At 44.1% G+C, this 13850-nt stretch carries 13 protein-coding genes; 9 read left to right on the top strand and 4 right to left on the bottom strand.

Annotated features, from left to right (window positions below; translation table 11 throughout):
- Positions 1-146: 146 nt before the first annotated feature.
- Positions 147-467: a heavy metal-binding domain-containing protein gene (locus M2137_RS12130; protein ID WP_280766713.1), complete on the bottom strand. Its 321-nt coding sequence runs from the start codon at positions 465-467 to the stop codon at positions 147-149.
- Positions 468-640: 173 nt separating this feature from the next.
- Between M2137_RS12130 and rpoN the strand changes: the two genes are divergently transcribed.
- From rpoN to M2137_RS12175, 9 genes are all read left to right on the top strand, one after another.
- Positions 641-2080: an RNA polymerase factor sigma-54 gene (gene rpoN, locus M2137_RS12135; protein WP_280766714.1), complete on the top strand. Its 1440-nt coding sequence runs from the start codon at positions 641-643 to the stop codon at positions 2078-2080.
- Between the two features lie 12 nt (positions 2081-2092).
- Positions 2093-2716, top strand: coding sequence for a hypothetical protein (locus M2137_RS12140; RefSeq protein ID WP_280766715.1), 624 nt, complete (start codon positions 2093-2095; stop codon positions 2714-2716).
- Positions 2717-2730: 14 nt separating this feature from the next.
- A complete protein-coding gene (gcvH, locus tag M2137_RS12145) occupies positions 2731-3111 on the top strand; it encodes a glycine cleavage system protein GcvH (protein ID WP_280766716.1) in 381 nt (126 codons plus the stop codon).
- Positions 3108-3614: a 5-(carboxyamino)imidazole ribonucleotide mutase gene (gene purE, locus M2137_RS12150; protein ID WP_280766717.1), complete on the top strand. Its 507-nt coding sequence runs from the start codon at positions 3108-3110 to the stop codon at positions 3612-3614. The genes gcvH and purE overlap by 4 nt, the downstream gene beginning before the upstream one ends.
- A 101-nt stretch (positions 3615-3715) precedes the next feature.
- Positions 3716-5548, top strand: coding sequence for a 4-hydroxy-3-methylbut-2-en-1-yl diphosphate synthase (locus tag M2137_RS12155; protein ID WP_280766718.1), 1833 nt, complete (start codon positions 3716-3718; stop codon positions 5546-5548).
- A 66-nt stretch (positions 5549-5614) separates the two neighbouring features.
- Complete coding sequence (gene dut / locus M2137_RS12160) at positions 5615-6049, top strand: dUTP diphosphatase (protein WP_280766719.1); 435 nt, start codon at positions 5615-5617, stop codon at positions 6047-6049.
- Between the two features lie 16 nt (positions 6050-6065).
- Entirely contained in the window at positions 6066-7802 is a 1737-nt protein-coding gene (locus M2137_RS12165; protein ID WP_280766720.1) for a tetratricopeptide repeat protein, read from the top strand.
- 9 nt (positions 7803-7811) lie between these two features.
- Positions 7812-8657 carry a DUF4292 domain-containing protein gene (locus M2137_RS12170; protein ID WP_280766721.1) on the top strand — a complete coding sequence of 282 codons (846 nt, stop codon included), beginning with the start codon at positions 7812-7814 and terminating at the stop codon, positions 8655-8657.
- Between the two features lie 4 nt (positions 8658-8661).
- On the top strand, positions 8662-9912 hold the full coding sequence (locus M2137_RS12175; protein WP_280766722.1) for a peptidoglycan DD-metalloendopeptidase family protein: 1251 nt from the start codon (positions 8662-8664) through the stop codon (positions 9910-9912).
- A gap of 316 nt (positions 9913-10228) precedes the next feature.
- Here M2137_RS12175 and M2137_RS12180 read toward each other — a convergent pair whose 3' ends face one another.
- The 3 genes from M2137_RS12180 to M2137_RS12190 all read right to left on the bottom strand — a co-directional run bounded on the left by M2137_RS12180 (position 10229) and on the right by M2137_RS12190 (position 13817).
- Positions 10229-11332, bottom strand: coding sequence for a 6-bladed beta-propeller (locus M2137_RS12180; RefSeq protein WP_280766723.1), 1104 nt, complete (start codon positions 11330-11332; stop codon positions 10229-10231).
- Positions 11322-12524 (bottom strand): 6-bladed beta-propeller, encoded by a 1203-nt coding sequence (locus tag M2137_RS12185; protein ID WP_280766724.1) that lies wholly within the window; start codon positions 12522-12524, stop codon positions 11322-11324. The genes M2137_RS12180 and M2137_RS12185 overlap by 11 nt, the downstream gene beginning before the upstream one ends.
- Before the next feature lie 75 nt (positions 12525-12599).
- Entirely contained in the window at positions 12600-13817 is a 1218-nt protein-coding gene (locus tag M2137_RS12190; protein WP_280766725.1) for a 6-bladed beta-propeller, read from the bottom strand.
- Between the last annotated feature and the right edge of the window lie 33 nt (positions 13818-13850).

Consider the following 13850-nt stretch of genomic DNA (forward strand, 5'->3'; position numbering starts at 1 on the left):
CACCACGCCGATGGTACTGCTCACAAGGTGGGAGAGTAGGTAGCTGCCGATTTAAAGTGAAAAGAGCTTGTTCTTAATTGAACAGGCTCTTTTTTGGTTTAAAGGGGCTTTAAAGGCTTAAAGGTTCTTATTTTCTTTAGCTCCTTTTAGCGATAACGTACGGCAGTGCCGGCAGCGGTAACCATCAGCATGGAGTTGCCGGAGCCTACTGTTTCATAATCGAGATCAATGCCGATAACCGCATTCGCTCCCAGACGTGCTGCCTGATCGCTCATCTCTTGTAAAGCGGCATCTTTTGCCTGCTTTAATACTTTTTCGTATGCGCCCGACCGGCCTCCGACAATATCCGTAATACCGGCGAAGAAGTCTTTCACAATGTTGGCTCCGATGATGGTCTCACCGGATACAATCCCGAAATATTCAATAATCTCTTTCCCATCCAGGGTGTTTGTGGTTGTCAGTAACATGTTTGTTTTATTTATTTAGTGAATATGATTTAGAACCTCTTCTTCAAAGATAGATAAAAACTCCTGACATCAGAACTATTTTCATATCTTGTCTACAAATAAAAAGGTAAACACCTATATTTGCATTCCAAAGCTAATGAGGAAGAGACTCCTGTAAAACGTGTTTTGTTTTTATGTTAAAACAACAATTACAACAAAAACTCCAGCAAAAACTTTCTCCGCAACAGATCCAGTTGATCCGGTTGTTGGAGTTGCCTACTATTGAGTTGGAGGAACGGGTCAAGCACGAGCTGGAGGAGAATCCTGCCTTGGAAGAGGGGAAAGAGGCGGAGGAGTTTGAAGGCATGGAAGCGGAGGATACCAATGAAGACTCGGCGGTGGATATTTCTTTAGGCGATTATCTGACGGAAGATGATATTCCCGATTACAAATTGCGTGAGATGAGTGAGCGTTCGGAGCGCAAGGAGGATGTGCCTTTCTCTATAGGCGAGTCTTTGCAGGAGGCACTTTTGCAACAATTGGGATTGCGTGAGCTGGATGAAACACAAATGAAAATAGCTGAATACATCATTGGAAATCTGGATGATGACGGCTATTTGCGCCGGGATCTGGCGGCTATTGCCGACGATCTGGTCTTCCAGGCTGGGCAAGATGTTGATGAAAAAGGAATCGAATCGATCCTGTATGTCATTCAGGATTTTGAACCGGCAGGCATCGGTGCCCGCAATCTGCAGGAATGTCTCTTATTGCAATTAGACAGGAGGACGAAAACACCTGCTGTTACATTAGCCATTCGCCTGCTCTCCGATTATTTCGATGACTTCACGCGAAAGCATTACGACAAGATATTACGTGGATTGTCCGTAGACGAGTCTGCCTTGAAAGCGGCTATTCAGGAAATCACTTCGTTGAATCCCAAGCCAGGAAGTAGTTGGGGCAGCTCGTTGGAGACGGCGATGAACCTGGTTATCCCGGATTTTATCGTAGAGGCACATAATGGTGAGCTGATATTAAGCATGAATAGTCGGGGAGTGCCCGACCTGCATATCAACCGCGAATATGCGGAGATGTTTCAGGATTATGTTGGCAATAAGGCCAACCAGACCTCCGAAATGCGTGATGCGGTGCAGTTTGTCAAACAAAAATTAGACTCTGCCCAGTGGTTTATCGAAGCGATCAAACAGCGACAGGAGACATTGCGGCGTACGATGGAGGTGATTATCCTGTTGCAACAGGAATTTTTCTTTACGGGCGACGATGCCAGCCTGCGTCCGATGATACTGAAAGATGTTGCGGAGAAGACAGGTTATGATATCTCTACCATCTCACGTGTGAGCAATAGCAAATATGTGCAGACCAATTTCGGTGTTTACCCTCTTAAATATTTCTTTTCGGAATCCATGCAAACCGATACGGGCGAAGAGATTTCTACCCGTGAAGTGAAGAAGATTATGAAGGAACATATAGAGGCGGAAGATAAGCGTAAGCCGCTGACAGACGAGGAGCTGGCAAAGATACTGAAAGAAAAGGGGTATATCATCGCCCGGCGGACTGTTGCAAAATATCGCGAACAATTAGGGATACCGGTTGCCCGCCTCAGAAAAGAAATATAACTTTGTAACCTGATGAAGATACTATCGAATATAATCTCAATTCTTTTCCATCCGTTACTGGTTGTCACGTATGGAGTCCTTCTTGCATTGACGCAGACCTATCTGGCGGAATACCCTACTTCAGTCAAGTTGGCAATCCTGGGTGGCACCTTTCTGACCACGGCACTGATCCCGGGTCTTTTTATTTTACTGTTGATCTACAACGGTGCCGCAACAGATGCCGAATTGACCGATCGGAAAGAACGAGCCGTTCCTTATCTTATTATCATTATATCTATGTTGTCCTGCTTATACTATCTCTATCGGATGCGCATGCCTTTCTGGCTGATAGCGATTGTAGTCGGAGGCTGCATTGCATTGGTGTTAGCACTTTGTATCAATTTCGTCTGGAAGATAAGCGCTCATTCGTTGGGTATGGGAGGATTGCTGGGCGGAGTGATGGGCGTCTGCCGCATTCACATGATGAATCCGTATGTCGGATTTATCATTCTGATTATAGGGGCGGGGCTACTGGCTATGTCACGTATCTATCTTAAACGTCATACCCCCATGCAGACCTACGCCGGCTTTGCCTTGGGATTTGTATCTGTTTTCTCGGCTGTTTCTATGAGTTATCTACATTTATTTATCAAATAAAAACACGAAAAATTATGAATTTTCCTGCAGATTTAAAGTACACAAAGGATCATGAGTGGATCCGTGTAGAAGGTAATGATGCTTTTATCGGTATCACAGATTATGCACAAAGTGAATTAGGTGAAATCGTTTTCGTAGACATCACTACAGAAGGTGAAACCTTAGACCAAGAAGAGGTATTCGGAACAATTGAAGCTGTTAAAACGGTATCTGATCTCTTTATGCCTGTGAGCGGTAAGGTAGTAGAAGTAAACGCTGAACTGGAAGACCAACCGGAACTGGTAAATGAAGACGCTTACGGCAAAGGCTGGCTGGTGAAGGTTACTCTTTCCGACTTGTCAGAGGTAGACGCATTGCTGTCGGCCAGCGACTATGAAGCATTGATAGCGAAATGAAACCAATAGTTAGTATCATCATGGGCAGCACTTCGGATCTGCCCGTGATGGAAAAAGCCGCTGCGTTTCTCGACGAGATGGAGATTCCGTTCGAGATGCACGCACTTTCTGCCCACCGTACACCTGCCGAGGTGGAGGCTTTTGCCAAAGGAGCTAAGGAGCGGGGCATAAAGGTTATTATCGCGGCAGCCGGCATGGCCGCGCATCTGTGCGGCGTGATTGCTTCCATGACAACACTCCCGGTGATCGGCGTACCTATTAATTCGACATTGGACGGGATGGATGCCCTGTTGGCCATTGTGCAAATGCCTCCCGGCATTCCTGTGGCAACCGTAGGTATCAACGGCGCGTTGAACGCCGGTATTCTTGCCGTACAGATGTTGTCTGTAGGCGACGAAGCATTACAGGACAAACTGGCTGCCTACAAAGAAGACCTGAAGAAAAAAATCGTAAAGGCGAATGCCGAATTAGCACAAGTAAGCTATAAACACAAGACAAATTGATAATGGATAATTGATAATGGATAGTTGCTCTCACCACCCCAGAAGGAAACTGAGATAGTAATTATCAATTATCAATTATCAATTATCCATTAAATAGAGCCATGTTTAATTACACCCGCCGTACATCTTCCGAAGTACAGATAGGCACTACTCCGATGGGAGGCGTGCGTCCGATCCGCATACAATCGATGGCGAATGTGTCGACGATGGATACGGAGGCGGCTGTCGACCAGGCGGTACGCCTAATCGAAGCAGGGGCGGAATATGTTCGTTTCACAGCTCAAGGCGAGCGCGAAGCCCTTAACCTGGGAGAGATACGGAAACGATTGAACGACTTGGGTTATACGACTCCGCTGGTAGCCGATATCCATTTCAATCCGAAAGCCGCCGATGTGGCGGCCTATCAGATTGAAAAGGTGCGTATTAATCCGGGCAATTATGTGGATAGGGTGAAGACTTTCAGTCAGATCGAATACACCGATGAAGAGTACGCGGCGGAAGTGGAGAAGATCCGGAAACGTTTCCTTCCTTTTTTGGCTATCTGTAAAGCAGAACACACCGCTATCCGCATCGGAGTGAACCATGGTTCGCTCTCGGATCGCATCATGAGCCGCTACGGAGATACGCCGCAAGGCATGGTTGCCTCCTGCATGGAGTTCCTGCGTATCTGCCGGGAGGAGGAGTTTCCGAATGTGGTGATCTCGATCAAAGCCTCCAACACGGTGGTGATGGTGCAAACGGTACGCCTGCTCGTGCAGACGATGGAAGCGGAAGATATGCACTACCCCCTTCATCTGGGCGTGACGGAAGCCGGCGACGGTGAAGACGGGCGCGTCAAGAGCGCGGTAGGCATCGGAACGCTCCTGTCGGATGGGATCGGGGATACGATTCGCGTCTCACTGAGTGAAGAGCCGGAAGCGGAAATGCCCGTTGCCCGTAAACTGGTCGATTATATCCGGGAGCGGGAGGGGCACGAACCGATCGAAGGAAAACTCTCCGCCGGTTATGACCCGATCTTTCCGACAAGGCGCCTAAGCCGCGCCATCCGCAACATAGGAGGAGGGCAGCCTCCCGTTGTTATTTCTGACCGCACCCAGGGTTCTTTCGAGATGAACCCATCGCTTCTTCCCGATTATTTCTACATAGGAAAGGAAGATCCTGATAACCTGCCCGACCATTTGCCCTTACTGGTCGATTCGCATTTCTGGAAGAAACGACCCGCTTGTTATCCCTGTTTTATTGCCTGTGAGGCGGAAGAGATGAAACATTTCGAGGCGGAGATCAAATTCTTGCGCATCAATAGCCTGGAACTGACCGATTCATTGATCCGACTGATCCATGCCGATCCGCGTGTGGTCGTGATCCTGAGCACGGTGCATCGCAACGGAGTCGGCGCTCAACGGGCTGCTATGCATCGCCTGATCGGTGCCGGATGCGACGCCCCTGTTGTGTTGCAACGCGACTATTACGAACCGGATCCCGAAGCGCTACAAGTTAAAGCCGGAGCCGATCTTGGCACGCTGTTGCTCGATGGTTTCGGCGATGGTGTTATGCTACATAATGAGACCGGAGACCCTGTCGCTTTGGACAACTGCATGTTTGGCATCCTGCAGGCCGCGCGGGTGAGGATCAGCAAAACAGAATATATCTCCTGTCCGGGATGCGGTCGCACCCTGTTTAATCTGCAAGATACCATTGCCCGTGTCAAAGAGGCTACTTCCCATCTGAAAGGCCTGAAGATCGGAATTATGGGCTGTATCGTCAACGGACCGGGCGAAATGGCTGATGCCGACTATGGTTATGTGGGGGCTGGACGCAACCGGATCAGCCTGTATAAAGGGAAAGAATGTGTGTTGAAAAATATTCCCGAAGAGGAAGCCGTAGAACGTTTAGTAGCGTTAATAAAAGAGAACGGAGACTGGCATAACGAATAAATAGCTATCTTCGTGCTTCAGAACGAAATAGTCAAATCCTGTTTGACTACTTTAACTACAAAGGACATGAAAGTAAAGATAGTAAACAAGTCTCATCATCCGCTTCCTGCTTACGCAACTCCTCTATCGGCAGGAATGGATATCCGTGCCAATTTGGACGAACCCGTCGTATTGAACCCGTTGGAGCGCAAGCTGATCCCAACGGGATTATTTATATCCCTGCTCGAAGGCTATGAAGCGCAGATGCGTCCACGCAGCGGATTAGCCATCAAACATGGCATCTCCCTGCTCAATACCCCGGGCACCATCGATGCCGACTACCGGGGAGAAATAGGCATTATCTTAGTCAATCTTTCCAACGAACCGTTTACGGTGAATGATGGCGAACGTATCTGCCAGATGGTGATAACGACCCATAGCCAGGTTGCCTGGGAACCCGTAGAAGAACTCGATGAGACCGAACGCGGAGCGGGCGGTTTCGGACATACCGGAAAGAAATAAGCAAAACAACATATATATGCGTATCCTTTATATATTTCTTCTTTTAACCGTTGCCGGATCTGCTTTTTCCCCCTTATCGGCAGAAAAGGGGAAGAAGGTTGCTTTGGCTACAGCTCTCTCTATTACCGACCAGCGTAAGTTTGATTATTACTATTATGAAGGGCTTAATCTGAAAGCAGCGGGAAAATACGACGCGGCTTTCGACGCGCTTTCGCATTGCTTGTCGATCGACTCGACCGCTGCGCCGGTTTTGTATGAGCTGTCGTTCTTCTATATGCAGCTCGACCGCCCGGAGAAAACAGTAGAATACCTGCGTCGTGCCGTTGAAAATAGCTCCGACAATTACACCTACCGGATGGCCTTGGCGTCGGTCAACCGATCGCTCGGCATGTTCGACGAAGCCGTAGAAGAATACCAGAAGCTGTCTAAGCAATATCCGGAGAAGATGGAATTGGTGTTTTATCTGGCGGAAGCCTTGACGCAGAAGGGTGATATCGCGGAGTCGATCGAAGCATACGACACTCTGGAGTCGGCAGTCGGTATGAATGAGGCGCTTTCCCAACAGAAGTTCCGTCTCTATATGCAAATTGAAGAGAAGGAGAAAGCCTACAAAGAAATAGAAAAGTTAGCCGATAAATTCCCAATGGAAGCGCGTTATCCACTTATGCTGGGCGATTTATACCTGGAGAACAAAGAGATGGACAAGGCCTTGCAAAATTATGAAAAGGCTCATAAGATAGATCCGAAGAATCCCTATTATATCGTTTCCATGTCGAACTATTACGAAGCAATAGGCGATAACACCGCTTCGGAATCCTTGATCCGGGATGCGTTGGTAAACGAAAAGCTTGATGTGGAAACCAAAGTCGGTATACTTTCCCGCTATATCATCCGCCTGCAGCAGACCGAGAAGGGCATGGAGGGGGCTAATGTCATCTTTGACGAATTGATTGAGCAACACCCGGAGGATATCGACCTGAAGCTAATGTATGGAAGCTTGCTTACGGCTCAAGAGAAAAAAGAAGAAGCCGAATTCCAGTTCCAATTGGTGACCGAAATGGAACCGGCCAATCCATCGGCCTGGCAGCAGTTGCTCAACCTCGCTATGCGCCATGAAGAATTAGACGAGGTGGTTCGTATTTGCACCACCTGCATGGACATATTCCCGGGTGCGCCGGAATATTATTTCTATTTGGGCATTGCCTATTACCAGCAGGACAAATACGAAGAGGCTTTGCAGGTTTACCGCGACGGTATTGCAATTATACCTGCGGAAAACGGACGCCTGAAATCGGACTTTTACGGACAGATGGGCGATATCTATTACCAGATGAAGCAGATGGATAAGACCTATGAAGCATACGATGAAGCACTGAAATATAATGCGAACAACGTAATGGTGCTCAACAACTATGCCTACTTCCTTGCTTTAGACAAGAAAGACTTAGACAAGGCTTTGCGCATGAGTTTGCAAACAATCAATATGGAGCCTGAGAATGCGACCTACCTCGACACATACGCCTGGATCCTCTTTGTGAAGGGAGAATACAAACTGGCGAAAATCTATATTGTGCGAGCCATTGAGCGGGATGATACGAACAGCTCCGAACTGGTAGACCACTACGGGGATATCCTCTATATGATCGGTGATAAAGAAAAAGCCGTCGAACAGTGGAAGAAGGCGAAAGAGCTGGGCAAAGAAGGGGAAGTCCTGGATCGTAAGATTGCGGAAGAGACCTATTTGGAAGAATAACACGTCGATATGAGAACAATCCGATACACACTACTTTGTTTGATCGCCGCTATCGCTGTTGTATGCCTCAGCGGATGTAAATCGACCCAGAAGGTGGCGACCGTAGCGGCAGGCGAAGCCAAAGCGCATTTCGATTTCTTTGAATCCATCCGTGAGCAATCCTTCCGGTTCGAAACACTGAACGCCCGGATGAATGTCGAAGTGAAGATGCCCGGCAAAGAGTTGAGCTCACGAGCCGAATTGAAGATGGTGCGTGATAGCGCTTTTGTGCTTTCCGTTCAACCGATCATGGGCATCGAGGTGATACGCCTGGAGATGGATCGTGACAGCATTCGTTTTATCGACCGGATGAATAAACGTTACCTGGCAGAAAACTATGCCCAAATGAAAGGGCAGACCCCAATTGTTTTCAACTACAACAACCTGCAATCACTTTTTGTCAATCACTTGTTTTTCCCCGGTGAAGAGAGCCTGACTCCGGCATTGTATAACCGCTTTTTGTTGAATCAGGAAGGGAGTAGTGCAGAGATCAAAGCAACCGACAAATCGGGACTATATTATACCTTCAAAGCGGATGGAGAAGAAAAATTACTCTCCACCTTCATCACCAACCGGGAAGAGACCATGGCGCTCGAGTGGTTGTATTCCGCTTTTGTATTGACCGAAGGACAGCCGTTTCCTACGGTGATGGATGTGAAACTATTAGATAAAGGAGAAACAAAAGGTGGCTTGAAGATTCAGTTTACCCGGATACAGACCGACATCCCGGTACAGGTGGCCGGTTCGATCCCGGATAAGTATCAACGAATCACGCTGGCAGACCTCATCAAAGCATTGCAAAAAAACAACGAATAAGTATATGCGTCTTTTCTGGATCACCCTATTGCTCTCATGCGTTTTGCAGGCGGCTTACAGTCAACAGAAGTCGCCTGAAGTGCAGCGTTTGGAACAACAACGCAAAGAGGCATTGGCTGAGATCGAAATGACCAACAAACTCCTTAAAGAGACGGAGAATACGACTAAGAACTACCTGAACCGACTCAATCTTTTAGGAAACCAGATCCTTCAGCGCAAGAAAGTGATCCGCCTGCTTATGCAGGAAACGGCCGCTATCGACCAGGAAATAACCGGTTTGCGCAATGAAATCAGCCAATTGGAGAAGGAGTTGAAACAGAAACAGGACAACTACAAGCAGTCGGCTCAACGTCTGCAACGACGTGCCAATTCGCAAGACAAATTGCTTTTCGTGCTTTCGGCTGAGAACTTTTCCCAGTCGATGCGTCGTATGCGCTATCTTCGGGAGTTTGCCTACTGGCAAAAGCAACAGGCGCAAACCATTGTTGAAAAACAAAAGGAGATAACCGCCAAGCAGGCAGCCTTGCAACAAACACGTGCCGAAAAGCAGGAGCTGTTGAATGAGCGCGAAACAGAAAACAAAAAACTGGTTACCGAAGAAAGCAATCAGAAGAAAGAGGTGCAGCAGCTCAATAAGCGCCAAAAGGAACTGCAAGCGCAATTGAAGCAAAAACAACAACGAGCGCAGGCCTTAAACCGACAAATCGAGAAATTGATCGCCGAAGAGATTGCCCGGGCAGAAGCCGCCTCGAAGATGCAACCGGGAGGAAAAGAACCGACTCGCGTGGCTGACAGTAAAGGCGGTTATGCGATGACCAAAGCCGAAAAACAACTCTCGGACGACTTTGCCAGCAACCGGGGACGACTACCCTTCCCCTTAGAAGGACAATATGCCATTGTAGGCACTTTTGGCGAGCAGCAACATGCCCAATTGAAATATGTGCGCATGAATAACAGCGGAATAGATATCCAGACCTCCCCCGGCACCGATGCCTGTGCTGTGTTCAACGGTGAGGTGACCCGCGTATTTGTGGTGCCCGGTTATAATAATTCGGTAATTGTTCGCCACGGGAATTACCTGACGGTGTATAGCAATCTCAGTCAGGTCTACGTGAAAGCCGGCGATAAGGTGAAAACCCGCCAGCCCATCGGACGCATATTCAGCGACAACGAAAACGCCAACGAAACCATCCTCCACTTCCAACTCTGGAAAGAAAAAACCAAACTAAACCCCTCGCCCTGGTTGGATAAGTAAATAGATCAACCGCAATCGCAGCATAGTTACGCTATTTAAATGGTGTAAACAAATGTTAATTTGCCTGTTTTTGGCGAAACCCCTAATTTACGATTTGTAATTTCGGCGGGACTTTGCGCGCAAAAAAGCAGGACTTCGGAGACAAACTCCCGGGAGAAACACTTTTTAACGTATGGATTTGTAAGTAAAACGTCCGTTTTGCTTACAATCGCTATTTTAACATTTGGGGAGGTGGGGTGCGAAAACGAACGGTGAGATCGTTAGATTGGAAAGGCAGCCTTCGATGCTGCCAGGCCGATCTTCTCTACTCTATACATCATTTTAATTTGTATTTTACAATGACCATATTGCCATCTTCTTCTAATGGGTGAATGGCGGAGGGGTTTAATGGGTATTGCCGATCTTCGCCCTCTAAAATAGAAGTGGGACTTAATGAAGAATAGAAATAACCATCATCGTAGGTTAGTATTTTTGGAAAATAATCTTGATAGTCGTTAAATACTTTTTCTCCTGTCTCCGTGTTAAACTTGAGGAAAGCGATTTTCCCTTTGTTTACAATAAAAGCCCATAATGTACTTTCAATAACATACGCCTCTAAGAAAAAGCTGTAATTCCGTTGGTTGTTTATAAATAATTGGGGGTTAGACCAGGCCTCTCCGGGTACCGCATCATTTAATTCAAAATGAAATGATTGAATTTCCTGAATAGCATTGTAAGGAAAAAGGGAAAGAGTTGAAGTAAAGTTGTCAAAATAGGCGATCTCTTTTTTGGTGTCGATAAGTGGATTCGTGATGAAAGGAAGAAATGCTATCTGCTCAGGGGGTAAAGAGATATTTTTCCCTTTTAGGTTGAATTCTTTATCGAATGAAAACAATTGAAAAGTATTTCCTTCTTCTGTAAATATCTTTTCGTTTGTTGAACAAACAAATCCCTCTGGCGAACTGCAAATGCTCCAAAACAGCGGATCTCCTATTTTCTTTGAATGCAGGAAGCTACCAGCCATATCATAGATATAGACTAATGACGGAGTTGTTAATAAAACAATTTGCTCATTTTCTTTGTCGATTGTGAAATCTTGTATGTTAATATACTCGCCGGGACCGCTGCCTATGGATCCGATAGAGTGACTGAAAGAGCCGTCAAAATTAAAAACAAACACTTTTTTTGTTGTTATTTTATCTAATATATAATATTTGTTTTGATAGACTTGCATTTTGTCAATATCACCCATAAGGCTTGTTGATGATGCTTCCATAGGGGTACAATCAACGATTTCGAAGAGTTCATCATGTGATGTTTCCCCTTGTACTTCTTTTAAAGAAATAGTGGACTGAACAGCTTTGTCTTGCTTTTCGGTGCAGGAAGATAGCGTAATGACAATCCATAGTAACACATAGATATTTTGTGTGTTATTTTTCATAATAAATCAGTATAGGATTAGAGTCTTCAGATATTGTTTCTAATGCTTCGTAGTTTTTTATGTTTTTATTTACATATCCATCCGTTATGAAGTTTTTAAATATAGGAATGGCGTATGACGAAATGTATCCATAAACTCCATTTTTGTCTGCGCATCCTATTTTTTCAAGGAAACCATTTTTACAATAAAGTAAATCGTTTTCAACCTCATTCGTGATATTTAAGTTGTTGTTTTTACAATCGTAAAATATATATGTTTGTTTGAAGTTGTTTCTGAATCCAAAAAAGATCAAATCGCCACATTCCATAAAGTTAAATATGTCGTATGATATTTTTTTCTGATGAATTTTCTCAAGTAGGAAGTCTTCTGGTGTGTCTTCTTTGATTTTTTCAACATCCGAAACCGTCACCCATTGATTGTCTTCGAGTGTAAGGAATGAAGAGATTCCATCCTCGTTTATCCCTATGACAGTATTCATGAATAGCCTGATATATTTAGGTTGCCTGCTGTTCCGTGAATAAAAAAAACTTTCATCTTTTGTCGCTAAAGATGACCAGTTTCTCTGGTGGGCATTTGCGTCTAAAAATGTTCCGACCTGTGTTCCTGTTTTAGGATCTATTTCTTGTAGTAGATATTTTTCCTTTTTGTTCATGTCATAGAAAAAAGCATCGGCATATAGTTTGTTGTCGAAATACTGAATATGCTTGGTATTTATATCATTTTCCCCCAATTTGATGGAACGGATAAACTGGCCTGTTTGATAGTTATATATGTTTATTTTATTTGATTCAGGATCCATTAAATAAATTTCTTCATTTTGGGGATCGATGGTAAAATCAGAAACATCAATATATTCTTCAGGTCCTTGTCCGTTGCTGCCTATTCTTCGTACAAACGTTCCGTCTTTCTTGAAAGCATAAAGACTGTTTGTCCGCAGTTTGTCCAGTATAAATATGAGGCTGTCAGTCACTTGAATCCCCGAAACATCTCCAATTATAGCGTCATCATGTGTCTCTAAAACGATAGCTGTGACTTTGCTGAAATAGTCAGAGAACAAAATCTTTTCCTTTTTTTCAACATTGTTTACATTGATCGTATGTGTGGAAACCTCGATATTTCCCCCTTGCTCTTTTTTTGCATTGCATGAAAGGAATATGATCGGAATGAAAAGTGTAATATAAAATTGCTTCATTGTTGTTTTTTTTAGTGACTGCAAATTGTTATTTGTTTGTCCTATTTCGGAGCTTTAATCCGGGTAGTAGTGGTGTTATTTATCTGTTGAATAGAAAAATATTATTGGATTAGAATCTTCTTTTAAATTGGATAGAAAGTTCTCTTCTTGTATACTTTTTGACAAAAATCCATTTTGAGCTATTTCATAAAACTCATGCATTTTATGTGGATGAATATATGCATACAATCCTTTTGAGTCCGAGCAGATGAAGTTATGAAATAAGACTGCTTTTTCTGGATTTGCATATACCATATCGTCCATAATTATATCAAAAAGCATGACGGATCGATCGTTTTTATAGAATAAAATGGTATTGCCTGTAAGCCCTTCTAAGAATTGAAAGTATATGTATTGATCAGTTTCTAAGTAGTTACTTATTCTGTATATTTTATTCTTTTCATATATTTTATCCCACGCATCATTGTCATGTTTGAAGTCTAAACCTTTTAGATCATCCTTGGATATGAATTTACTACTTTTTAATACCGCGTATGGAGTCACAGAGTCGGCATTTAATGAAAGGATAGTATTCCCCCAAAAAGAGATGTATTTAGGGCTTCCATATGTTCTGGAATAAAAAGAGTCATTTGTGAGTATAATTCCACTGAAACCTTTGTTGTAATCTGTGGATTTTAAAATTTGGTGTTCTTTTTCCGGGTTGTTTAAATAGATATAATTCATCAAATATGAACCCTCGTCAAGATCTTCTTCCGAATAGTTATCCATATATAATATGTTTTCAACATACTGTATGTTAAACCGGGTTAGTCCTTCCCCGCTTACAGGTATAGACCGAATATAATCGCCACTATTCATGTCGTAACATAATACCTTCATAGAGTGGTTGTCGAAGATAAGGATCTCATGGTCGTCTTTGTTTATGGTGAAATCAGATATCGAAAGGTATTCGCCTGGTCCATGTCCTACATTCCCGTATTTCATAAAAAAAGAACCATTCTTATGAAATCCATACAACGATTCAGCATGTTTCTTGTCCAATACAAATATGTAGTCATCAGTGATTTGTATATTGCTTATTTCTCCAATCAAACAATTTTCTTTTGTCTCTAAAGGAATTGTAGTTACATCTTTGAATAAGGACGATGTTTTTATAATCCCCTCTTTTTTTACATTATCTATATCTATAATGTAGGTGTCGTTATTCGACTCCACTGTCTCAACTTCATTTTTTTTATTATTTAAAACGCATGATGACAGAACTATAAGCGCAAGTAAAATTATCTTTTTCATAAGTAAGACAAATATAACGACCATCCGGAGTAT

This window comes from Parabacteroides sp. PFB2-10, assembly GCF_029893085.1.
In the GTDB taxonomy this organism is placed as follows: domain Bacteria; phylum Bacteroidota; class Bacteroidia; order Bacteroidales; family Tannerellaceae; genus QVMG01.

Bases quoted from the DNA above. Each gene is read 5' to 3' on its own strand.
- M2137_RS12130 (WP_280766713.1), bottom strand. From the start codon at position 467: ATGTTACTGACAACCACAAACACCCTGGATGGGAAAGAGATTATTGAA.
- purE (WP_280766717.1), top strand. From the start codon at position 3,108: ATGAAACCAATAGTTAGTATCATCATGGGCAGCACTTCGGATCTGCCC.
- rpoN (WP_280766714.1), top strand. From the start codon at position 641: ATGTTAAAACAACAATTACAACAAAAACTCCAGCAAAAACTTTCTCCG.
- M2137_RS12175 (WP_280766722.1), top strand. From the start codon at position 8,662: ATGCGTCTTTTCTGGATCACCCTATTGCTCTCATGCGTTTTGCAGGCG.
- M2137_RS12180 (WP_280766723.1), bottom strand. From the start codon at position 11,332: ATGAAAAATAACACACAAAATATCTATGTGTTACTATGGATTGTCATT.
- M2137_RS12185 (WP_280766724.1), bottom strand. From the start codon at position 12,524: ATGAAGCAATTTTATATTACACTTTTCATTCCGATCATATTCCTTTCA.
- dut (WP_280766719.1), top strand. From the start codon at position 5,615: ATGAAAGTAAAGATAGTAAACAAGTCTCATCATCCGCTTCCTGCTTAC.
- M2137_RS12155 (WP_280766718.1), top strand. From the start codon at position 3,716: ATGTTTAATTACACCCGCCGTACATCTTCCGAAGTACAGATAGGCACT.
- M2137_RS12165 (WP_280766720.1), top strand. From the start codon at position 6,066: ATGCGTATCCTTTATATATTTCTTCTTTTAACCGTTGCCGGATCTGCT.
- M2137_RS12140 (WP_280766715.1), top strand. From the start codon at position 2,093: ATGAAGATACTATCGAATATAATCTCAATTCTTTTCCATCCGTTACTG.
- M2137_RS12170 (WP_280766721.1), top strand. From the start codon at position 7,812: ATGAGAACAATCCGATACACACTACTTTGTTTGATCGCCGCTATCGCT.
- gcvH (WP_280766716.1), top strand. From the start codon at position 2,731: ATGAATTTTCCTGCAGATTTAAAGTACACAAAGGATCATGAGTGGATC.
- M2137_RS12190 (WP_280766725.1), bottom strand. From the start codon at position 13,817: ATGAAAAAGATAATTTTACTTGCGCTTATAGTTCTGTCATCATGCGTT.